The following is a 20,801-nucleotide window of genomic DNA, read 5'->3' on the forward strand; positions in this document are numbered from 1 at the left end:
GGTGACCTGAGCCAGCATAAAAAGAACTATCACAAATTCTGCAGAGGGAAGTGAGTGTGTTGCAGGGAAAAACTGGGGTGACTGGCGCACCCACGACAGCGCTAAAAATTATTGCCACGGGCATTGCGTTACCGGGAGAAAAAATCGTATCCGCAACGCTGGACCGCCAGCTCGGTAAGCCCGAAGGCTATGTTGAGCGACGCTCAAATATTCTCTGGCGCTATCATGCCACGGCAGAGGCCAGCCAGGCGGCTCTGGCGGCAGAGGCGCTGCATAACGCACTGGCCTCGGCGTCGCTCGCCCCCTCGTCCATCGACCTGCTGATTTGCGCCTCGGCCATTGCCGTTCAGGCGCTACCCTGCAGCGCGATCCATATTTTGCAGGCGGCGAATATGCCCGCAGGCGTAGCCGGATTTGACATTAACAGCAGCTGCGTGAGCTTCATCTCGGCGCTGGAAGTGGCGGCCGGCCTGCTCAATAGCGGCGCTTATCGGCGTATTGCTATTGTCTCGGCGGATATCGCTTCGCGGGGTATCGACTGGGCGCATGAAGAGTCTTCGCTGATCTTTGGCGACGGCGCGGCCTGCGCTATCGTTGAACGAGGAGACGGGACCAGCGGTATCGTCGCCAGTCTGATTGAAATGTATCCCGATGGCAGCGAACTGTGTGAAATCCGCGCCGGTGGCACGCGACGTAACCCGCGCGCGGGCATGACCGATCGTGATTTCCTGTTCCACATGCAGGGCAAACGCCTGTTTCGCTTCGCCGCATCGCTGATTGAGGACTATTTTGCACGTTTGCTGCAAAAAAGCGGTATTGCCCTTGATGAGATTGCTACCGTGGTACCCCATCAGGCCAGCCATCTTTCGCTTGAGCATATGCGTAAGCGCCTCAAGGTGCCGGAAGCGGTACTGGTCGACATCTATCGCTACTACGGTAATCAGGTGGCGGCCTCAATTCCGACTGCGTTACATGAAGCGGTCATCTCCGGGCGTTTCCAGCCGGGTAAACCCGTTATGCTGATTGGGACGGCAGCGGGGTTGACCCTTGCAGGAATGGTGCTGATCCCATGAAAATCCTGGTCACAGGCGCGACCAGCGGACTGGGTCGCAATGCGGTTTCGCAATTACTGGCGCAAGGGCATCAGGTGGTCGCCACCGGTCGCAATCGGTCGGAAGGCAACGCTTTAATGCAGGCGGGGGCGCACTTTATTCCGCTCGAGTTAACGACTGCCAGCGAGGCGGAGTGCCGCCAGTTGATGAACGGCTGCGACGCAGTATGGCACTGTGCCGCGAAATCGTCGCCCTGGGGCGGGCGCGCCGCCTTCTGGCAGGCCAATGTCGAGTCCACCCGCCGCCTGGCGCAGGCCGCTGGGGAGCTGGAAATCCCCCGCTTTATTCATATTTCGACTCCGGCCATCTATTTCGACTTTCAGCATCGCTACGATGTACAAGAGAGTGACCGGGCGCGCCATTTTTCCAGCCATTACGCCAGCAGCAAATACGCCGCTGAAGAGCGGATTCAGGCTGCGGTTGCGCGCTTCCCGGCCACCACCTTTGTGCTTCTGCGCCCGCGCGGCCTGTTCGGCCCTCACGACAGGGTGATCGTACCGCGGCTATTGCAGCAACTGCACCGCGACGGCGGCGTGCTGCGCTTGCCGCGTGGCGGAGAGGCGCTACTCGATCTGACCTATGTCGAAAACGTGGTGCACGCCATGACCCTCGCCACCGGCGAGGCCGGGCTGCGCTCCGGCAGCGTCTATAACATCACTAATCATCAGCCGCAGCAGCTTAAAACGATGCTCAACGCGCTGCTGCACCAGCAGCTTGGCCTGAACTATCGCATCCAGGCGCTGCCCTGGCCGCTAATGTCGCTGGTGGCTCGCGGTATGGAGTTGGTGGGCCATTGCAGCGGCAAGGAACCGCGCATTACCCGCTATAGTGCGGGCACGGTCTGTTTCGATATGACCTTAAGTCAACAAAGGGCCATTGATGAACTGGGGTATCACCCGGTGTTTACAATGGATGATGGCATCGCACGTACCGGGGAGTGGCTAAGAACGCATGGCAACGATCATCGCCTTTGAAGTGGGCTACTGTACCCATATTGGCTGCATGGCGCTAAAAGGCGCCGGCTTTCGCGTTTGCAAATTTCCTTCCCGCGCGTGGCTGCTGGAGGCAGGGGGCAAGCGCTGGCTATGGGATACGGGTTATGCCTCGTGGTTTGAGCAATATACCCGCGAAGGCGTTTTTCGCATTTATCGCCAGATGACGCCCGTCTACTTTGACCCGCAGGCGTCGCTGGCCCAACAGCTGCTCGCGCGCGGCATCACCGGCGGGGATATCGACGGCATTATTCTGTCGCATTTCCACGCCGACCATGTTGCCGGGTTACGCGATTTTCCTGGCGTAGCCTGCCTCTGCTCGGGGGAAGGCTGGCAGCAGGTGAGACATTTGCGTGGCTTTGCCGCGCTGCGGCAGGCCTTTGTCCCCGGGCTATTTCCCGCTGAGTTTGAATCGTCGCTCACTTTCTTTGAGCGCTTCGAATGCGTGGCGCTACCTGCGGCGCTGATGCCCTTTGATCGTGGATATCTGTTGCCCGGTAGCAATGACGAAATTCTGCTGGTGCCGTTGCCAGGCCATGCTGCAGGGCATTTTGGCGCCTTTGTGCTTACCGATGCGGGATGGACCCTACTGGCGGCAGATGCCGCCTGGTCTCCCACCAGTTACCGGGAGCTGAAAGGGCCGTCGCGTCTGGCGAACCTGGTAATGGCTGACCCGGCGGCGTTTTATCGCACGCTGGAAAAACTCAACCAGCTCTGGCAACAAGGGCAGGTGGATATCCGTCTTTGCCATGAGGGAGACTTATGATCCCGCTTCGGCTGTTATGGCGCTATTATCGCACCCGCCATCTGCGTTTTACCGACCGCGAGGCGCTGGAAGCGTGGCAGACCCGGCGCCTGGAAAGGTTTAAAATACGGGTGCTGTCCCGAAGCCCATGGTTTCGCCGTTATCTCAGGTTACCTCTCAGCCAGTGGCCCACCATGGATAAGGCGCTGATGATGGAAAAGTTCGATGAAATGAACACCGCCGGGCTGAAGCGCGACGCGCTGATGGCCTGTGCGCTGCAGAGCGAGCAGAGTCGGGATTTTCGTCCAACGATAGGGCGCTATAGCGTGGGGCTCTCGTCCGGGACCTCCGGGCGACGCGGGTTGTTTGTGGTCAGTCCGCATGAGCAGCAGGTCTGGGCCGCCGGGGTACTGGCGAAAGCGTTGCCGGATGGCCTGTTCGCCGGCGAGCGCGTGGCGCTTTTTTTGCGTGCGGATAACAACCTCTATCAGAGCGTCAATAACCGCTGGCTGAGCCTCGAGTTTTACGATCTACTGGCACCGTTTTCTGCCGGGCTTGCCCGTCTTGCACAACAATCTCCGACCCTGATCGTTGCCCCGGCGCAGGTGCTGCGCGCCCTGGCGCTGGCGGTACAGGCCGGCGAGCTGAGCTTATCGGTGAAAAAGGTCATCTCGGTAGCAGAGGTGCTGGACGAACAGGACAAAGTCTTGCTCAAGCAGACTTTTGGTTCAGTGGGGGAAATCTATCAGGCAACGGAAGGTTTTCTGGCGTCAACCTGTGCTCATGGCACGCTGCATCTCAATGAAGAGTTTGTGCATATTGAGCCCCAGTGGCTGGATGATCGCCGCTTTATTCCCCTTATTACCGATTTTACGCGCACCACTCAGCCCATTGTGCGCTATCGGCTTGACGATGTGCTGGTTGCGCGCACGACGCCATGCCCCTGCGGCAACGCCGCCCGCGCCATCGAGCGCATCGAAGGGCGCCGGGACGATCAACTGCAACTTCCCGATCGGGCAGGTAAGCCACAGGTGGTGTTTGCTGATGCCTGTAGCCGCGTGCTGGCCCAGACATTGCCTCTGACGGCGGACTACCGGCTGGAGCAGAACGGAGCGGCGAGCCTGACATTAATAGCGGATTGCGACAAGGCGATCCTTGAGCAGTGTCGCTCGGCTCTCAGCGAGCTCTTCACCCGCCAGGGGATCGTTCCAGAGTCGCTGGACTGGACCTTAATTTCCCGGCCGTTACCGGCGCACTTTGCCCATAAAAGACGGCGTATCGTCCGTCGCCAGGGGGAAGCATGAATGCGATAAAACCCCGTCTGTGGCACATGCTTCTCGGCTGGGGGGCGGTGGGGGTGGCCTACGCACTCAGCGATCGTCTGCAGGGGAAGGGATATCATCTGACACCGATGGCTATCGATTCCAGTATTCCTTTCTCGCCCTCGGCAATCTGGCTCTATTTGTCGTTTTTCCTGCTGGTGCCGCTTGGGTATTTGCTGGTTCCGCGCGATCGCTTGCGCTGGCTGACATGCGCCATGCAGCTGTCGGCACTGGGTGCAGGCGTGATTTACCTGCTCTGGCCGACCACGCTTCATTATCCCACTTATTCTCCCGACGGCAGCGCGTCGCAACTTCTGACCTGGCTTATTAGCGTCGATTCACCACAAAACTGTTTTCCATCGCTGCATGCGGCATTAACCCTGCTTTCCGTCTGGGCTATTGCCGCCAGACGGCAGGGCGTATTGACGGTGGCAAGCCTGGTCTGGGCGCTTGCCATTGGATTTTCGATCCTGCAGCTGCGCAGGCATCTGTTTATCGATCTGCTGGGCGGCGGCATGCTGGCCTGGGGATGCGGCTGGCTGGCGTTACGCCTGGAGAGGCGTCGGACATTACACAGGGAGCGTATTAATGAGTGATTTACTGGTTCCGATTATTGTTATGCTGGTTCTGGTGTTTGGCGAAGCGGGCATTTTACATCTGACCGGGCGACAAAAAATCGACTGGCACGATGTCGTCTTTAACATCAACTCCGGCCATATCGTCCTGTGGTTGTTCAGATGCACCGAGGTGCTCTGTTACGGGCTGGTCTTCAGCCGCTTCAGTCTGCACCTTTTTGATAGCGTATCACCGGTCTGGCTGTGGTTGTTCACCCTTCTGGCGTGGGATTTCGGTTTTTATTGGCTCCATCGCCTTCACCACACGCTGCGCCCTCTTTGGGCGGTACATGTGGTGCACCATCAGGGCGAGCATTTCAATCTTTCGCTGGGGGTGAGGAACTCATGGTACTCCTCATTAACGGGGATCCCGTTCTTTCTGGTATTAGCGGTGCTTGGCGTCCCGTTAAGCGTTTTTTTAGTCGTCTCCGTGCTGCATTACAGCGTGCAGTTCTTTAACCACAATGCCTTAACACCAAAGTTGAGTTGGCTGGAATATCTGTTTGTTACACCGTCACATCATCGGGTACACCATTACAAGGCGCGCCGCTTTGCCGATTCCAATTACGGCGGTACCTTTATCTTTTGGGACAAGTTATTTGGTACTTTTTGTCACGTCACGCCACCCGTCGAGCCCGGTTACGGTGTGCAGGGTGAACGTCCTTCCTCTAATCCTTTGCGAGAGAGCAATCTGCCTTTCCTGCGCATGCTTGGGGTGCGAAAAACGCGTGTTCAACCGCCCCGGCGGTTTAACGCCTCAGCTACGATCGTGATCGCCGGCGCGCTCTTACTGTTTGGCCTGGTGCTGGGTTATATCCAGCTTTACGGCTACGACATTGAGCGGGTCACCACGCAGCAGACCGCGCTGTTTTTATTACTGGCCGCAGGGTCTATCGCGCTGGGCGGGATCAGCGATGGGCAGCGGTGGGGAGTGGTGCTCTGGCTGCTGGTGACGCTGGGGTTGCCGCTGCTGTTTATCGGCATCTGGGACTGGCGCCAGCCTTACTGGCTGGGGGTGATGGCCGGGCTCGTTGTGCACGCCATTGCGCTGTTGGCGGGTCAAGGGCGCAGGGTGAACGAGCCACAGCGTGAACCTGTTTAATCCGCAAAAATCGATTCGTTTTCCTGCAGACGATCCACGCCTGGTCAGGGCGTTACAGCGTGAGTCACGGGCGTTATTGGCAAAAAATAATGATCACCGCTACGCCGATGCGCGCACTGTCGGTAAAGCGCTAGCTCTGCTGGCGCTGTGTCTGCTCTGTTATGGCGTGGCGCTAATCCAGCAGCACCTGTTGCCCTTTTTTGTCTGGTATCTGCTGATGATAGTCTGCGCAATGTTACTGGCGGTGAATGTTATGCATGACGCCTCCCACAATGCCTTTCTGCGCGGCAGGAGGGCGAACCGGTGGCTAAACCGGCTCATCACGGTACCGCTGGGCATGGATCCGGACTGCTGGCGGGTGCGTCACGTACGTTTTCACCACAGTTATACCCATATCGAATGCTACGATCCTGATACCGCCGAAAACGGTCTGCTGCGCCAGAGCCCCTGGCAGCGCTGGCGGCCCATAATGCAGGCGCAGCGCTACTACTGGCCGCTGGTGGCCGCATTGACCTTTCCCTGGTATATCTGGGTGATGGACTGGCTCGACAGAGGCGGGCTGACGCCGGTCACTCCCCACCTCGAGAAGCGTGGATTCGCCGGCTGGTGGGTTTTTCTCTGCGGTAAGGAGGCACACATCGCGTTCTCGCTGCTGTTACCTTGCTGGGTGATGGCAGACAGTTTTAGCGCCGGAACAGTAGCGGGTGTCTATCTGGCGAGCCAGATGACCTCGTCGCTCTTCTTCGTGATGCTGGTCATCGGTACCCACTGGGCGAAAGGCCATGCGCAGTTACCTCCTGAAAACGGCAAGATGAGTGAGGGCAGGCTGGCCCATGTCTTCACTACCACCTTTGACTGGTCTATCCGTCCGGCATGGCTGGGCTACTGGCTGGGCGGGCTGAATCTTCATCTGACCCATCATCTCTTTCCGCACTGGAATCATCGTCATTATCACGATTTAAGTCAGGTGATTGAGGCCATAGCGCGTGATGAAGGGCTGGATTACCAGCGCCTGTCGCTGCGCGATCTGCTGAAGCTCCAGCAGCAATTTTTAACACGGATGGGTGAAAAGCCAGAGGCGTAAACCTGCCCCGAAGGGCAGGTTTATCAACGATAGAGCGGTTTTTTCGCGACCGGGACGGGCAGCGCCGTTCGCCACGACTCCAGCGTCAGTCGGGCCAGTTGGGCGAGCGCGCTATAGAATGGATGCTGTGCCTCCTGTTCCAGCACGGAGAGAAAACGCTGACTCCAGGGCAGCAGATGTTGCGCCAGTAGCGCATCGCGGGCATCGTCACGCCCGTTTTCACTCAGCCAGGCTGCGAGCATCAACAGGGTACCGAAATGATCTTCGGGCTCATTTTGCTGAGCCTCAACGGTTATGGCGTTATCACGCATCCACTGGCGCAGCGCGAGCGTCGAGTCACCAAATAGCACCGATTCACGATCCAGCCAAACCGAACCCCATGGCGGAGCAGGTAGCGCATAGGGGCCGATAAAGAGCCGCTGCCAGGCTTCAGGTAACGGTTCATCGGCCGGCGCTTGCAGGATCTCAACCACAGGTTGCAGCTGTTCCGATGAAAGAGGCCAGTCGGCGGCCCAGTCCGTAGTGGAGAGGGCCGTTACCAGCGGTGCCGCCTCGGCGCTATCCGGTGCGTACCAGAACAGGGCGCCCAGAACCCGGGCGCTAAAAGCGAAAGATTCGCGATGTAAAACAGAATTCATGCCAACATCCCTTGCAGTGGCGCGGGGCAAACCCGCGCCGGTTTATCCGGCGATAGCCATGCCGGTTGTCATATGCAGACCATAAAAAAGGCCACGGCCGATTAACTCACCCACGACGACCAGAACAAACCCTGCAGCAAGCCCCCAGGTTTTCGGCGACTGGCGTCGCAGCAGTGGGCAAAGCCAGCATCCCAGCCCGGCAGCAAGCAGTATGATACGCCACACCTGCAGCGAACCATACTCCGGTAGCAGGGTACTGGCCTGCTGCACAGAGCTGTGAACAGTGGCGAGCATGTTGCTTTGCAGCACCACCACTGCCACAGTAGCCAGCAGCGCCAGGACGCTTAATGCCGCCGCCTGGCTATGGACCTTCACTTTTGCCGTCTGCAATAACAGCGCAGCAAAAATCGGGCCGCCCAACAGCACTGTCAGGAAGAAGCCCAGGGTGGTATATCCATTATGCCAGGTGGGGACGGTATCGATCTGATAGACGCGGGTCATTGCCCAGACAAAACCGATCCCCATAATTTGGGTGATCACCAGCCAGGCGGTGTAGAGCGCATCCGGCAGTTTCTTCAACATTGCCAGCAACCAGCCGAGGCCGCCTACGGCAAAGAAGAGCGAACCACTGGCGATTTCGTTACTGAGGGCAGAGGCCCCGATGCGGTTCAGGGAGTTAAAGGCCCGCAGCGGCGAGCCCAGATGCAGCACCGAGGCAATAAAGCCTGCCCCCATCACCAGCCAGACGAAGAACATCATGCGCAGGATCCGCTCCCGTGCCGGACCCTCGCTTTCCCGCATCAGGACAAAACCCATCACCAGTATTGCCCCCACGGCACACTGCCCAAATACCGTAAAAATGACCAGAGGCCACTCATGCCATCCGCTTCCCATCTCACACCTCCTTCGGATTGGCCAGATAGCCGGTGGTATCACCCGTTGGTCGGCTGTTGGCATTGGGTTTAATGACAATACTTGGTTTCGTAAAGTGCGCCGACGGCAGCGGCGCAACGGCCGCCAGCTCGCCGTGTTTCTGCCGCAGCTCGTCGATCGGGCCGAAGTCCAGTGCACGCAGCGGGCAGGACTCCACGCAGACCGGCTTTTTGCCCTCTGCCACGCGATCGTAACAGCCATCGCATTTGGTCATGTGGCCTTTGGCGGCGTTGTACTGTGGCGCGCCGTACGGGCAGGCCATATGGCAATAGCGGCAGCCAATGCAGACCTCTTCGTTAACCACCACAAAGCCGTCTTCCCGCTTGTGCATGGCGCCGCTCGGGCAGACTTTGGTGCAAGCCGGGTCTTCGCAGTGGTTACAGGCAATCGACAGATAGTAGGCAAAGACGTTCTGCTGCCAGACGCCGTTATCCTCCTGCCAGTCGCCCCCTGCGTATTCGTAAATGCGACGGAAGCTCACGTCCGGGGTCAGATCTTTGTAATCTTTACAGGCCAGCTCGCAGGTTTTGCAACCGGTGCAGCGGCTGGAGTCAATATAAAATCCATACTGGGTGGTCATCGACTACTCCTTATGCCTTCTCAATTTGCACCAGGTTGGTGTGCTGAGGGTTCCCCTTCGCCAGCGGTGAGGGGCGGTGCGTGGTGAGGGTGTTAACGCAGGCACCGTGATCGACGCGATCGCCATTCATGTCGGCGTTATGCCAGGCACCCTGGCCCATCGCGCTGACGCCGGGCATGATGCGCGGCGTGACTTTTGCGGCAATACGCAGTTCGCCGCGTCCGTTAAACACCCGGACCAGATCGCCGTTTTTAATCCCACGCGATGCGGCATCGAGCGGATTGATCCACACCTCCTGGCGACAGGCGGCCTCCAGCACGTCGATGTTGCCGTAGGTTGAGTGGGTGCGTCCCTTGAAGTGGAAACCAAAAAGCTGAAGCGGATAGCGGTCGCGCGCCGGATCATCCCAGCCTTCAAAGGTGTGAGCATAGATAGGTAGGGGGCTGATGGTCTCGTCTGGCGCAAGCTCCCAGCGATGGGCGATATCTGCAAGCTTGCTGGAGTAGATTTCAATTTTGCCGGAGGGCGTTTTCAGCGGGTTGTTAAGAGGGTCTTCGCGGAATTTCTTGTACGCCACAAAGTGCCCGGCAGGATCGCGTCGCTTATAGATGCCCATTTTCTTCAGCTCATCATAAGCGGGTAGTAGCGGATCCCGGGCCACCATCTTCGCATAAAGGTATTGCAGCCATTCTGACTGCGTGCGCCCCTCTGTAAATTTATCGTAGACATCCTTGCCGAGACGTTTAGCCACCTCACTCATCATCCAGTAGATAGGTTTGCGCTCAAATTTGGGCGAGGTCGCCGGCTGCAGGAAGATGAGATAACCCATATTCCCGGCGTAGTCGTTAGGGATGATATCTTCCTGCTCTACGGTCATTAAATCGGGCAGCAGCAGGTCGGCGTACTTCGCCGAGGAGGTCATAAAGTTGTCGATCACCACAATCATCTCGCATTGACTCTCGTCCTGCAGAATGGCGTGGGTTTTGTTGATATCCGAGTGCTGGTTAGTGATGCAGTTACCGGCATAGTTCCAGATAAATTTGATGGGGACATCCAGCTTCTCTTTACCGCGTACGCCATCGCGGGTAGCGGTCATTTCCGGTCCGCGGGCGATGGCATCCGTCCAGCTAAAGCAGGAGATTTGCGTTTTGACCGGATTTTCCAGCACCGGCATGCGCTCGATGGTGATGGTATAGGTAGATTCCCGCGCGCCACTGTTGCCACCATGTATGCCGACGTTGCCGGTAAGGATTGGCAGCATTGCGATGGCGCGCGCACTCAGCTCGCCGTTGGCATGACGCTGTGGCCCCCACCCCTGGCTGATATAGGCCGGTTTAGCGCTGCCGATTTCACGCGCCAGCTTCACAATACGTTCGGCAGGAATACCGGTAATTTTCGCCGCCCATTCAGGTGTTTTGGCGAGACCGTCCTCGCCGTCTCCCAGAATCCAGGCTTTGTAGTGCCCGTTGGCCGGGGCACCTTCTGGCAGGGTTTTTTCGTCGTATCCCACGCAATAGGTATCAAGAAAGGCTTGATCAACCCGATTTTCGGTAATCAGTACCCAGGCCAGGGCGCTCACCAGTGCGGCGTCGGTGCCGGGACGGATGGGTATCCATTCATCTTCACGCCCGGCCGCGGTGTCGGTATAGCGCGGATCGATGACGATCATTCGGGCGTTTGAGCGCTCCCGCGCCTGTTCGAGGTAGTAGGTAATACCCCCGCCGCTCATGCGCGTCTCCGCCGGGTTGTTGCCAAACATGACGACCAGCTGGCTGTTCTCGATGTCGGAGGTGCTGTTACCCTCGTTGCTGCCGTAGGTGTAGGGCATGGCACAGGCTATCTGTGCGGTACTGTAAGTACCATAATGGCTGAGGAAGCCGCCGTAACAGTTCATCAGGCGTGCCACCAGTGAGGCATACGGGGACGAACGGGTCACGTTGCCGCCAACGATGCCAGAGGAGTAGTTGATGTAGACCGCTTCGTTACCGTACTGGCTTACCACCTTTTTCAGGCTGTCGGTCAGCAGGTTCAGGGCTTCATCCCAGCTGATACGTTCAAATTCTCCTTCGCCGCGTTTGCCCACTCGTTTCATCGGATAGTTAAGGCGATCCGGGTGATTCATACGCCGGCGGATAGAGCGGCCGCGCAGGCAGGCGCGAACCTGGTGATTGCCGTAGATATCTTCGCCGGTGTTATCGGTTTCGACCCGCCACACTTCGTCATCGCGAACGTGCAGACGCAGCGCGCAGCGGCTGCCACAGTTAACAGAACAGGCGCCCCAAACGACTTTATCTTCTGCAGGCTGCGTGGCTTGCTGAACTGCCGCAGCCGCGCTACGTAACCCAAAAGGCAAGGAAATCCCGCCCGCTGCAAGAGCGAGGGAACCGATAGCGGTGGATTTGACGAGGCTTCGGCGACTGATCGCCCCCCAGTGCTGATGATCGGACATGGCTCACTCCATCGTTATTGTTGTGCAAACAATTTCATGCCTGATGATTACCAGGCTAATGACGAAGGGAGTGTTACCTGTTTAGAGGTAGAAAATATTAATCCTTATCAATGAAGAGGGCATTTCCCCCGCCAGGGCGGGGGAAAGTTACTGGGGCTCGGTGGGAGCATTGTCTTGCGTGGCGGCACCGCTTACCGGGTAATTGCCGCTGCTGGTGCGGGTATAGAGAATTTTATAACTGTCATTTGCACAGTGACCAACAACCTGAGTATCGGGTTGATCGCTTTGGTCGTTCGGCACAATGTTGAGGGTAAAACCCGACTCGGGTACGCCATTATTGATAATTCGCTGCTGTATATCGCTTTTAACCCGTTCGCAGGAATCGGGTGCCGCCAGGGCAGCCGGAGCCACGCCAGCCAGCAGCAGTGCAGTAATCAAAGGTAACTGTTTCATAACCGCCTCCTTTAGTTTGGCATCAGGTTAATTTTAGCAGGCTTAGTGTAAACGTCTGTATTTGCTAATATGATTGAGAATTATCTCCAGATTTGGTGAGTTACGTGAAGAAAATTGCAGCCAGTTTAGCCCTGACGACACTGTTGGCGGGATGTGATAACGCCTCAGCACCGCTTTCGTTTACGCCTGAAATGGCAAGCTTTTCTAATGAATTTGACTTTGATCCCCTGCGCGGACCGGTAAAAGAGTTCAGTCAGACTCTGATGAATGAGAAAGGGGAAGTGGCGAAACGGGTCAGCGGTTCGTTATCCACCGAAGGGTGTTTCGATACCCTGGAGATCCACGACATCGAATCGAATTCGGGGGTGGCGCTGGTACTTAATGCTAACTACTACCTCGACGCGCAGACGATGCAGAAAAAGTTGCGTTTACAGGGTAAATGTCAGCTGGCCGAGATGGTTGCTTCAGGCACTTCATGGGAAACCAATGACGCCGGATTTATTGTCAGCGCGCACGGGAAAGAGACCGATGTTAGCTATCGTTACGATGTGGATGGGTACCCGTTGGGCAAGACGAGCGTTTCAGGGGAGCAACGGCTGTCGGTGGCCTCCAAACCTTCTGCGGATCTTCGCAAGCGGCTGGATTATACCGCCGTCAGCATGCTGAACGACAAGACGCTGGGTAACGTTAAACAGAGTTGCGATTACGATCGCCATGACAACCCCGTGACCTGCGAGCTCCTGATTGTGGATCAGAGCGTAAAACCGGCGCAGGAACACAAATACACCATCAAAAACACAATTGATTACTATTGAGAAACCGCGCAGGGATCTGCGCGGTGAAGTGCAGGGCGATTAGGGTGCCAGGCTGCGGCCGGTGCGGCGGTCAAGGCAGCGCAGGGTATTGGGTTCCCAGTAGGCATTAACGTTCGCGCTTTGCTGGCACTTATCGCGCGCATCAAAGGCCACGTCCTCTTTATCCCACTCTTTCTCTGCGCGGGTATTAACTTTATGGCGCAGACTGCGGGTGTCGTTCCACTGCTCTTTATCCATTGCAGCGTTCTGACGGCTTTGCGCGCTATCCCCGGATTCGATAATCAACTTGCTGGTATTGGCAGAGACTGGAGCGATAAACATCGCCGCCAGCAGGGCAACCAATCCGAGACGTGTACTCATTGTATTCATGGTGATTTTCTCCCGAACGGCGAAGATTCGAAAATGACGCCGTCGATTCTACAACAGTCCATTTTGAGGGCAAAACCACATCAGCTGTGTGGAACGCTTCCTTATAGAGTTGGGTATAATAACTCAACCCCCCTCAAAGTACGTTAAATATGATTAAAACAACTTTACTCTTTTTCGCCACTGCAGTTTGTGAAATTTTGGGCTGTTTCCTGCCCTGGCTCTGGCTGAAGCGGGGTGGTTCGGTGTTTCTGTTGCTGCCTGCGGCGGTAGCGCTGGCGCTGTTTGTCTGGTTATTGACTCTGCATCCGGCGGCCAGCGGCAGGGTCTATGCCGCCTACGGTGGTGTCTATGTCTGTACGGCTCTCCTCTGGTTACGGGTCGTGGATGGGGTGAAATTGAGCTCGTATGACTGGGCAGGCGCGGCGATAGCGCTCTGCGGCATGCTGATTATCGTGGCAGGATGGGGGCGCCCCTGAGCGCCTCTTTTTGTGATCCGGTGAGGATTTTTTGATCGCAATACTTGTATGGTAGTAGGCTTATTGCATAAATTTCCTGCATCACAACGCAAGATGTAAGGAACCGGAACATGAAGATTGTTGGGGCTGAAGTATTTGTTACCTGCCCAGGCCGTAATTTTGTCACGCTGAAAATTACCACTGACGACGGTATCGTCGGGCTTGGCGATGCCACCCTGAATGGTCGCGAGCTTTCTGTCGCCTCCTACCTGAAAGATCACCTCTGTCCGCAGCTGATTGGCCGCGATGCGCATCGCATCGAGGATATCTGGCAGTTCTTCTATAAAGGCGCTTACTGGCGTCGCGGCCCGGTGACTATGTCTGCTCTTTCGGCCGTGGATATGGCGCTGTGGGACATTAAGGCTAAAGCGGCAAACATGCCGCTCTATCAGCTGTTGGGCGGCGCCTCCCGTGAAGGGGTGATGGTTTACTGCCACACCACCGGCCATAGCATTGATGATGTGCTGGAAGATTACGCCCGCCACAAAGAGATGGGCTTTAAGGCGATTCGTGTGCAGTGCGGTGTGCCGGGTATGAAAACCACCTACGGCATGTCGAAGGGCAAAGGGCTGGCCTACGAGCCTGCCACCAAAGGCAACTGGCCGGAAGAGCAGCTCTGGTCAACCGAAAAATATCTCGATTTCACACCGAAGCTGTTCGATGCTGTGCGGAATAAATTTGGTTTTAACGAGCATTTGCTGCACGACATGCACCACCGTCTGACGCCAATTGAAGCTGCGCGTTTCGGTAAGAGCATCGAGGCGTTCCGCATGTTCTGGATGGAAGATCCTACGCCGGCAGAGAACCAGGCGTGCTTCCGTTTGATTCGTCAGCATACCGTAACCCCGATTGCGGTAGGCGAAGTCTTTAATAGCATCTGGGACTGCAAACAACTGATTGAAGAACAGCTGATCGACTATATCCGCACCACCATTACCCACGCGGGGGGGATCACCGGCATGCGTCGTATCGCCGATTTCGCCTCGCTCTACCAGGTACGTACCGGCTCGCACGGGCCGTCTGATCTGTCGCCGATCTGCCACGCGGCGGCTCTCCATTTCGACCTGTGGGTGCCGAACTTTGGCGTGCAGGAGTATATGGGCTATTCCGAACAGATGCTGGAAGTCTTCCCGCATAGCTGGCGTTTCGACAACGGCTACATGCACCCAGGCGACAAGCCCGGACTCGGCATCGAGTTTGATGAAAAACTGGCCGCAAAATATCCCTACGATCCCGCCTATCTGCCGGTTGCCCGTCTGGAAGATGGCACCCTGTGGAACTGGTAAAGGAGCAGAAGATGAAAAGTATCGTCATCCAGACCCCTGAAAAGCTGGTTATTGAAGAGCGACCGCGGGCAGAGCCCGCGGCCGGGGAGGTGCGGGTTCAGGTCGATGCCGATGAAGTTGAAACCTTCCTCGATGGCCGCCCGGCCAGTGCTACCACTCCCCATCCACGGATCCAGCACGGTACCGCCAGGCGGAGTAATCAGCTTGCAGAGATAGCTCATCAGGGCGATCGGCTTAACGGTTGGGTGATTGTTCTTCGCACCTTTGGTGCGTCCGGCACCGGCGCGCGGGTCGTTAATTCCAACGCTTCCCTCTTTGCGGCCGCCGGTCATGTCGCTGGCTGACGTGGCTATAAATCTCTCGAGGCCTTCATCACGCTCTTTCGGTTTGACCTTGGCGCAGTAAAAGAAACGCGCCGCGCTTCCCTTGTCGCCGTGGTGGACGGTGGCAACACGATTTCCCAATCCAAGCACGTGGCCCGTTGACGCTGCTGACGGTTCATTTCCTGTTACAGGTGCCGCTGCCCTAGCATTGGCGGGGAAGCAGGAGATCACCTCATCGCTTCCGTCGTGAATGATATTTGCCGGCCAGCGTCCCTCTGGCGCCTGTTCGTAGTCTCCAACCGGGTCGGTACCGTCACGCTGATGTGTGAATCGCCACGGGTTTAACAGACACCTCAGAGTCATTTAAGATGACTTAAAGAGAGGTGCCCATGAGCGGTAAGCGTTATCCCGAAGAGTTTAAAATTGAAGCGGTAAAACAGGTTGTTGATCGCGGCCATTCTGTTTCCAGCGTGGCAACACGTCTCGGTATCACCACCCACAGTCTTTATGCCTGGATAAAGGCATATGGCCCGGATTCCTCAACCAATAAAGTCCAGTCAGACGCTCAGGCTGAGATCCGACGCCTCCAGAAAGAGCTGAAGCGGGTTACCGACGAACGGGACATATTAAAAAAAGCCGCGGCGTACTTCGCAAAGCTGTCCGACTGAGGTACGCCTTTATCCGTGACAACACCTATTGCTGGCCTGTCCGACTGCTTTGTCGGGTGCTGGATGTGCATCCGAGTGGTTTTTACGCCTGGCTTCAGCAGCCGGATTCACGGCGGCATCATGCTGACCTGAGGCTGACGGGGCTGATAAAGCAGTTCTGGCTGGAGTCGGGTTGCGTTTATGGTTATCGCAAGATCCACCTCGACCTGCGGGATACCGGACAACAGTGCGGAGTTAACCGTGTCTGGCGACTGATGAAGCGTGCCGGGATAAGGGCTCAGGTCGGGTACCGTAGCCCACGGGCACGTAAGGGTGAAACCAGCATCGTGACGCCCAACAGGCTCCAGCGGCAGTTCAACCCGGAAGCACCGGATGAGCGTTGGGTAACGGACATCACCTACATCCGGACTCACGAAGGCTGGCTGTATCTGGCTGTGGTTGTTGACCTGTTCTCGCGCAAAGTTATTGGCTGGTCAATGCAGCCCCGGATGACAAAGGATATTGTCCTGAATGCACTTCTGATGGCCGTGTGGCGACGTAATCCTCAAAAGCAGGTGCTGGTTCATTCTGATCAAGGCAGTCAGTACACAAGCTATGAGTGGCAGTCGTTCCTGAAATCACACGGGCTGGAGGGCAGTATGAGCCGTCGCGGTAACTGTCATGACAACGCAGTCGCAGAAAGTTTTTTCCAGCTACTGAAACGTGAACGGATAAAGAAAAAGATCTACGGAACGCGAGAAGAAGCTCGCGGTGATATTTTTGATTACATCGAAATGTTTTATAACAGTAAGCGTCGGCATGGTTCGAGTGATCATATGCCACCAACTGAATACGAAAAACAATATTATCAGCGGCTCGGAAGTGTCTAGATTATCTGTGGCGATTCAGTCGCTTCACTGTTTCATCCTGTCCAGCCCAGGAAAAAAATGCCAGAAGATGCCTGAGATAAGCCGGTAATGACTCCAACTTATTGATAGTGTTTTATGTTCAGATAATGCCCGATGACTTTGTCATGCAGCTCCACCGATTTTGAGAACGACAGCGACTTCCGTCCCAGCCGTGCCAGGTGCTGCCTCAGATTCAGGTTATGCCGCTCAATTCGCTGCGTATATCGCTTGCTGATTACGTGCAGCTTTCCCTTCAGGCGGGATTCATACAGCGGCCAGCCATCCGTCATCCATATCACCACGTCAAAGGGTGACAGCAGGCTCATAAGACGCCCCAGCGTCGCCATAGTGCGTTCACCGAATACGTGCGCAACAACCGTCTTCCGGAGCCTGTCATACGCGTAAAACAGCCAGCGCTGGAGCGATTTAGCCCCGACATAGCCCCACTGTTCGTCCATTTCCGCGCAGACGATGACGTCACTGCCCGGCTGTATGCGCGAGGTTACCGACTGCGGCCTGAGTTTTTTAAGTGACGTAAAATCGTGTTGAGGCCAACGCCCATAATGCGGGCGGTTGCCCGGCATCCAACGCCATTCATGGCCATATCAATGATTTTCTGGTGCGTACCGGGTTGAGAAGCGGTGTAAGTGAACTGCAGTTGCCATGTTTTACGGCAGTGAGAGCAGAGATAGCGCTGATGTCCGGCGGTGCTTTTGCCGTTACGCACCACCCCGTCAGTAGCTGAACAGGAGGGACAGCTGATAGAAACAGAAGCCACTGGAGCACCTCAAAAACACCATCATACACTAAATCAGTAAGTTGGCAGCATCACCAGATAAGCCTTAACTGTGGCTGGTGAATGGTACCTGTCGGCTCGGCACGCATAAACCGTCAACGATAAATGTGGCAACCCTTGAGAATCTGTCACATGAAAGAGAAAATCACCGCTACCGCGACGTAACCGAAACATATATACCTCTCCTCTAATGCTGGCAGCATATGACAGATGTACTGATGTAACTGGATTTTTGATTGAGTGTAGAACAGCAGTGTTACACAGCAAAGCTGGCGAATCATGCGGCAAAAAAATGGCAGACCCAGACGGGCGGCGTGCTGGACCTGTCGAATATTGATCGTCAGCGCAGGCTGATGGCCGCGCTGCCAGTCGAGGAGGTCTGGGGCGTGGGGCGACGCATCGGCAAACGGCTGGAGGCGATGGGGATCCGCACGGCGCTGGATCTGGCCGATACCCACATCGGGGTGATCCGCAAACATTTCAGCGTGGTGCTGGAGCGTACCGTGCGGGAGCTGCGCGGGGAATCGTGTCTGGGGTTTGAAGAATTTGTTCCCGACAAGCAGGAGATCGTCTGCTCGCGCTCCTTTGGTGAGTGGGTGAGCGACTATGAGTCAATGCGCCAGGCGATATGCAGCTATGCCTTTCGCGCGGCGGAAAAGCTGCGTAAAGAGCATCAGTACTGCCAGTTTATCTCCGCCTTTGTGAAAACTTCGCCCTTTGCCCTGAACGAGCCCTATTACGGGAACAGCGCCTCGGTAAAATTGCTGACGCCCACCCAGGACAGCCGTGACATCATCAACGCGGCGACCCGCTGTCTGGATAAAATCTGGCGAGAAGGGCATCGCTATCAAAAAGCGGGGGTGATGCTGGGCGATTTTTTCAGCGTTGGTGTGGCGCAACTGAATCTCTTTGATGAAGCGCCGCCCCGGCATAACAGCGAAGCGCTAATGACGATAATGGATAAGATGAATGAGAAAGGGCGCGGCACGCTCTATTTTGCCGGGCAGGGGATTCAGCAGCAGTGGCAGATGAAGCGGGAGATGCTCTCACCGCGGTATACCACCCGAATAGGGGATTTGCTGCACTGTCGTTAAATCGATGAGTGCCATCCAGGCTCGCCGCACAGGCGGACGTGAGAAGACGATACTCAAAGCCCTACGCCCGGTACTGGCGTAGGGCTTATCCATGACAGGGCCGACAGGACTCAGACTGTCGCCTTTCCGGTTGCCATGCCTGGCACCAGGATGATTTTGCGACACATCTCCTCTTTCTTTTCAAAGATCTCATACCCGCGTGCCGCCTCTTCCAGAGGAAGATGATGGGTAACAATCTCTTCTGGCGTCAGCAAGCCTTGCTCAATCAGATTTAATAAGTCCGGTAAATAGGCATGTACATGCGTCTGCCCCATTTTGAAGGTCAGCCCTTTATCGAACGCATCGCCAAACATAAACGCATGAATGAAACCGGCGTATACGCCCGGCACGCTGACGATCCCGCCCCGGCGAACCGCGGCGATACACTGTCTTATCGCTTTCCCGCTGCTGCCTTCAATTTTCAGGTTACTGAGCACCGTCTCGGTGAGGCTGCCTTTCGCTTCAAAACCAACGGCGTCAATTACGGCATCGACGCCACGATGGCCCGCGGTGTTCTCAATAATCCACTGGGCCGGATCGTCGTTTTTATCGAAATTGACAGGAATGGCACCATAACGCTGTTTCGCAAATTCGAGCCGGTAGTCGTTATGATCGATGATGAAAATCTGCTCTGCGCCACTGAGGCGGGCACAGGCTGCGCTTAAGAGCCCGACAGGCCCGGCACCATAGATCGCCACGCTTGAACCCTGCGTGACTTCGGCATTCTTAACCGCTTGCCAGGCGGTAGGCAGAATATCTGAAAGGAAAAGCACTTTTTCATCGGACAGGGTGTCAGGGACTTTAAATGGCCCGGTATTAGCCTTCGGCACCCGGACATATTCCGCCTGACCACCGGGGATGCCACCATACATATCGCTATAACCAAACAGCGCGGCGGGCGGGGTAATGCCCTTACGGTTTAGTATTGCGCCCCTGCCGCTGTTGGTACTTTCACATGCCGCGTATTGATGCAGATGGCAGAAGAAGCAATCGCCGCAGGCGATAACAAACGGCACCACCACCCGATCGCCTTTTCGCACCGCAGTGACCTGTGACCCGGTTTCAACGACTTCACCCATAAATTCATGGCCAAAGATATCGCCATGGTGGGTGCCGGGAATTTTTCCGCGATACAAGTGAAGGTCTGAACCGCAGATGGCCGTCGCCGTCACGCGAAGGATAATGTCATCAGCTGCCTGCAGCCCAGGATCGGGCTGATTGTCGACGCTGACATGATGAGGACCATGGTAGGTAAGTGCTTTCATTAATGATTCTCCAGTGAATATTCGATAGCGAGTTCAGGAGGAATATTCATTCAGGGATGCTGGCAGAATGAATCTTATTAAATATAAAGCCTAGAGCAAAAGTGACGCATTCACCTAAAAAACCTGACGGGAGAGATTAACCTCTTTGTATTCAATGGCTTTCTGCAGCTTAAATAATCCGTTATTAACGCAGCGGTAATATGGAAGTATTAAGCGAAGCGCAGATTGAGTTTGGGGATATTACCGCCTCCCTTTTAATTTAAGCATTCCAGCCATAAGAGTAATCCTAATATTCTGGCAACGAGCGAACCTCCGTGGCGGCATTTTATTAAAGCGATGCGGTAATGCGAGATATAATAAGAAAAGTCTGGTGCGCCTTAGCGAAATATAGAGTTGACTGTAGATAGATAGGGGCTAAATTTAACTATCGAACGACGAGCGATACAAATAAGCAGGTTTATTTGTATCTACTGACATAAACGAAACGAAAGAGGTTTAAGATATGGCAGAACATCGTGGTGGTTCCGGTAATTTCGCTGAAGACCGTGAAAAGGCATCTGAGGCCGGACGTAAAGGCGGTCAGCACAGCGGCGGGAGTTTCAAGAACGATCCGCAGCGTGCGTCGGAAGCAGGGAAAAAAGGGGGGCAGAACAGCCACAGCGGTGGCCGTAGCTCTGGTAAGTCATAATTCCCTGAACTGATAGTGATATCAGATAAAAA

The 20,801-nt window shown here is 55.9% G+C and carries 20 protein-coding genes and 2 pseudogenes; 13 read left to right on the forward strand and 9 right to left on the reverse strand.

The window, feature by feature from the left end; translation table 11 throughout:
* The first annotated feature begins 77 nt into the window (after positions 1-77).
* The 7 genes from JZ655_RS09735 to JZ655_RS09765 are packed head-to-tail and all read left to right on the forward strand — an operon-like array spanning position 78 to position 6,971.
* Positions 78-1,073: a 3-oxoacyl-[acyl-carrier-protein] synthase III C-terminal domain-containing protein gene (locus JZ655_RS09735; RefSeq protein ID WP_207293680.1), complete on the forward strand. Its 996-nt coding sequence runs from the start codon at positions 78-80 to the stop codon at positions 1,071-1,073.
* On the forward strand, positions 1,070-2,086 hold the full coding sequence (locus JZ655_RS09740) for an NAD-dependent epimerase/dehydratase family protein (RefSeq protein ID WP_207293681.1): 1,017 nt from the start codon (positions 1,070-1,072) through the stop codon (positions 2,084-2,086). Before JZ655_RS09735 ends, JZ655_RS09740 begins: the two co-directional genes overlap by 4 nt.
* Positions 2,064-2,870: an MBL fold metallo-hydrolase gene (locus JZ655_RS09745; protein WP_207293682.1), complete on the forward strand. Its 807-nt coding sequence runs from the start codon at positions 2,064-2,066 to the stop codon at positions 2,868-2,870. The genes JZ655_RS09740 and JZ655_RS09745 overlap by 23 nt, the downstream gene beginning before the upstream one ends.
* On the forward strand, positions 2,867-4,153 hold the full coding sequence (locus JZ655_RS09750) for a F390 synthetase-related protein (RefSeq protein ID WP_207293683.1): 1,287 nt from the start codon (positions 2,867-2,869) through the stop codon (positions 4,151-4,153). Before JZ655_RS09745 ends, JZ655_RS09750 begins: the two co-directional genes overlap by 4 nt.
* On the forward strand, positions 4,150-4,767 hold the full coding sequence (locus JZ655_RS09755) for a phosphatase PAP2 family protein (protein ID WP_207293684.1): 618 nt from the start codon (positions 4,150-4,152) through the stop codon (positions 4,765-4,767). The genes JZ655_RS09750 and JZ655_RS09755 overlap by 4 nt, the downstream gene beginning before the upstream one ends.
* On the forward strand, positions 4,760-5,887 hold the full coding sequence (locus tag JZ655_RS09760; protein WP_207293685.1) for a sterol desaturase family protein: 1,128 nt from the start codon (positions 4,760-4,762) through the stop codon (positions 5,885-5,887). Before JZ655_RS09755 ends, JZ655_RS09760 begins: the two co-directional genes overlap by 8 nt.
* Positions 5,874-6,971 (forward strand): fatty acid desaturase family protein, encoded by a 1,098-nt coding sequence (locus JZ655_RS09765; RefSeq protein ID WP_207293686.1) that lies wholly within the window; start codon positions 5,874-5,876, stop codon positions 6,969-6,971. The genes JZ655_RS09760 and JZ655_RS09765 overlap by 14 nt, the downstream gene beginning before the upstream one ends.
* A 23-nt stretch (positions 6,972-6,994) precedes the next feature.
* On the opposite strand, the gene dmsD is transcribed toward JZ655_RS09765, so the two are convergent.
* The 5 genes from dmsD to JZ655_RS09790 form a co-directional block, all read right to left on the reverse strand.
* Positions 6,995-7,609, reverse strand: a complete 615-nt coding sequence (dmsD, locus tag JZ655_RS09770; RefSeq protein ID WP_207293687.1) for a Tat proofreading chaperone DmsD — start codon at positions 7,607-7,609, stop codon at positions 6,995-6,997.
* Positions 7,610-7,651: 42 nt separating this feature from the next.
* Complete coding sequence (locus tag JZ655_RS09775) at positions 7,652-8,503, reverse strand: dimethyl sulfoxide reductase anchor subunit family protein (protein WP_207293688.1); 852 nt, start codon at positions 8,501-8,503, stop codon at positions 7,652-7,654.
* A 1-nt stretch (position 8,504) separates the two neighbouring features.
* Positions 8,505-9,122 carry a DMSO/selenate family reductase complex B subunit gene (locus JZ655_RS09780; RefSeq protein WP_207293689.1) on the reverse strand — a complete coding sequence of 206 codons (618 nt, stop codon included), beginning with the start codon at positions 9,120-9,122 and terminating at the stop codon, positions 8,505-8,507.
* A gap of 10 nt (positions 9,123-9,132) precedes the next feature.
* The gene (gene ynfE / locus JZ655_RS09785) at positions 9,133-11,571 is read right to left on the reverse strand and encodes a selenate/tellurate reductase subunit YnfE (protein WP_207293690.1); all 2,439 of its coding nucleotides are present in this window, start codon (positions 11,569-11,571) and stop codon (positions 9,133-9,135) included.
* Positions 11,572-11,718: 147 nt separating this feature from the next.
* A complete protein-coding gene (locus JZ655_RS09790; RefSeq protein ID WP_207293691.1) occupies positions 11,719-12,024 on the reverse strand; it encodes a DUF1161 domain-containing protein in 306 nt (101 codons plus the stop codon).
* Positions 12,025-12,128: 104 nt separating this feature from the next.
* Between JZ655_RS09790 and JZ655_RS09795 the strand changes: the two genes are divergently transcribed.
* A complete protein-coding gene (locus tag JZ655_RS09795; protein ID WP_207293692.1) occupies positions 12,129-12,839 on the forward strand; it encodes a YnfC family lipoprotein in 711 nt (236 codons plus the stop codon).
* 39 nt (positions 12,840-12,878) lie between these two features.
* Here the strand turns inward: JZ655_RS09795 and JZ655_RS09800 are convergent, their stop codons facing one another.
* The gene (locus tag JZ655_RS09800; RefSeq protein ID WP_046885567.1) at positions 12,879-13,208 is read right to left on the reverse strand and encodes a DUF1283 family protein; all 330 of its coding nucleotides are present in this window, start codon (positions 13,206-13,208) and stop codon (positions 12,879-12,881) included.
* A 149-nt stretch (positions 13,209-13,357) separates the two neighbouring features.
* On the opposite strand from JZ655_RS09800, the gene JZ655_RS09805 reads away from it, so the two are divergent.
* Both JZ655_RS09805 and rspA read left to right on the forward strand, forming a co-directional pair.
* Positions 13,358-13,684 carry a YnfA family protein gene (locus JZ655_RS09805; RefSeq protein WP_046885568.1) on the forward strand — a complete coding sequence of 109 codons (327 nt, stop codon included), beginning with the start codon at positions 13,358-13,360 and terminating at the stop codon, positions 13,682-13,684.
* 110 nt (positions 13,685-13,794) lie between these two features.
* Positions 13,795-15,009: a starvation-sensing protein RspA gene (gene rspA / locus JZ655_RS09810; protein WP_040075792.1), complete on the forward strand. Its 1,215-nt coding sequence runs from the start codon at positions 13,795-13,797 to the stop codon at positions 15,007-15,009.
* A gap of 92 nt (positions 15,010-15,101) precedes the next feature.
* Here the strand turns inward: rspA and JZ655_RS09815 are convergent.
* Positions 15,102-15,659 (reverse strand): annotated as a pseudogene (locus JZ655_RS09815) (DNA methyltransferase); the annotation flags it as partial.
* A 62-nt stretch (positions 15,660-15,721) separates the two neighbouring features.
* Here JZ655_RS09815 and JZ655_RS09820 point away from each other — a divergent pair.
* Positions 15,722-16,869 (forward strand): IS3 family transposase gene (locus JZ655_RS09820; RefSeq protein WP_160435769.1). Its coding sequence is split into 2 segments (ribosomal slippage): positions 15,722-15,959 and positions 15,959-16,869, totalling 1,149 coding nucleotides; the frame shifts between segments, so codons are not numbered across the junction.
* Positions 16,870-16,967: 98 nt separating this feature from the next.
* On the opposite strand, the gene JZ655_RS09825 is transcribed toward JZ655_RS09820, so the two are convergent.
* Positions 16,968-17,665, reverse strand: a protein-coding gene (locus JZ655_RS09825) for an IS1-like element IS1A family transposase (protein WP_242637262.1) whose coding sequence is annotated in 2 segments (ribosomal slippage) — positions 16,968-17,416 and positions 17,416-17,665 — 699 coding nt in all. Because the reading frame shifts where the segments join, the coding sequence is not laid out codon by codon here.
* A gap of 275 nt (positions 17,666-17,940) precedes the next feature.
* Between JZ655_RS09825 and umuC the strand changes: the two are divergent.
* A pseudogene (gene umuC, locus JZ655_RS09830) lies at positions 17,941-18,777 on the forward strand (translesion error-prone DNA polymerase V subunit UmuC); the annotation flags it as partial.
* 110 nt (positions 18,778-18,887) lie between these two features.
* Here umuC and JZ655_RS09835 read toward each other — a convergent pair.
* The gene (locus JZ655_RS09835) at positions 18,888-20,081 is read right to left on the reverse strand and encodes a zinc-dependent alcohol dehydrogenase (RefSeq protein ID WP_040075495.1); all 1,194 of its coding nucleotides are present in this window, start codon (positions 20,079-20,081) and stop codon (positions 18,888-18,890) included.
* Between the two features lie 502 nt (positions 20,082-20,583).
* Between JZ655_RS09835 and JZ655_RS09840 the strand changes: the two genes are divergently transcribed.
* Complete coding sequence (locus tag JZ655_RS09840; protein WP_040075496.1) at positions 20,584-20,769, forward strand: con-10 family general stress protein; 186 nt, start codon at positions 20,584-20,586, stop codon at positions 20,767-20,769.
* The last annotated feature ends 32 nt before the right edge of the window (positions 20,770-20,801 follow it).

Origin of the sequence: Leclercia pneumoniae, from assembly GCF_017348915.1 — a bacterium.
GTDB lineage: Bacteria > Pseudomonadota > Gammaproteobacteria > Enterobacterales > Enterobacteriaceae > Enterobacter > Enterobacter pneumoniae.

What these genes read in the sequence shown, in the direction of transcription:
- JZ655_RS09740 (WP_207293681.1), top strand. Translation starts at nt 1,070, where the DNA reads ATGAAAATCCTGGTCACAGGCGCGACCAGCGGACTGGGTCGCAATGCG.
- JZ655_RS09745 (WP_207293682.1), top strand. Translation starts at nt 2,064, where the DNA reads ATGGCAACGATCATCGCCTTTGAAGTGGGCTACTGTACCCATATTGGC.
- JZ655_RS09750 (WP_207293683.1), top strand. Translation starts at nt 2,867, where the DNA reads ATGATCCCGCTTCGGCTGTTATGGCGCTATTATCGCACCCGCCATCTG.
- JZ655_RS09755 (WP_207293684.1), top strand. Translation starts at nt 4,150, where the DNA reads ATGAATGCGATAAAACCCCGTCTGTGGCACATGCTTCTCGGCTGGGGG.
- JZ655_RS09760 (WP_207293685.1), top strand. Translation starts at nt 4,760, where the DNA reads ATGAGTGATTTACTGGTTCCGATTATTGTTATGCTGGTTCTGGTGTTT.
- dmsD (WP_207293687.1), bottom strand. Translation starts at nt 7,609, where the DNA reads ATGAATTCTGTTTTACATCGCGAATCTTTCGCTTTTAGCGCCCGGGTT.
- JZ655_RS09775 (WP_207293688.1), bottom strand. Translation starts at nt 8,503, where the DNA reads ATGGGAAGCGGATGGCATGAGTGGCCTCTGGTCATTTTTACGGTATTT.
- JZ655_RS09780 (WP_207293689.1), bottom strand. Translation starts at nt 9,122, where the DNA reads ATGACCACCCAGTATGGATTTTATATTGACTCCAGCCGCTGCACCGGT.
- ynfE (WP_207293690.1), bottom strand. Translation starts at nt 11,571, where the DNA reads ATGTCCGATCATCAGCACTGGGGGGCGATCAGTCGCCGAAGCCTCGTC.
- JZ655_RS09790 (WP_207293691.1), bottom strand. Translation starts at nt 12,024, where the DNA reads ATGAAACAGTTACCTTTGATTACTGCACTGCTGCTGGCTGGCGTGGCT.
- JZ655_RS09800 (WP_046885567.1), bottom strand. Translation starts at nt 13,208, where the DNA reads ATGAATACAATGAGTACACGTCTCGGATTGGTTGCCCTGCTGGCGGCG.
- JZ655_RS09805 (WP_046885568.1), top strand. Translation starts at nt 13,358, where the DNA reads ATGATTAAAACAACTTTACTCTTTTTCGCCACTGCAGTTTGTGAAATT.
- rspA (WP_040075792.1), top strand. Translation starts at nt 13,795, where the DNA reads ATGAAGATTGTTGGGGCTGAAGTATTTGTTACCTGCCCAGGCCGTAAT.
- JZ655_RS09835 (WP_040075495.1), bottom strand. Translation starts at nt 20,081, where the DNA reads ATGAAAGCACTTACCTACCATGGTCCTCATCATGTCAGCGTCGACAAT.
- JZ655_RS09840 (WP_040075496.1), top strand. Translation starts at nt 20,584, where the DNA reads ATGGCAGAACATCGTGGTGGTTCCGGTAATTTCGCTGAAGACCGTGAA.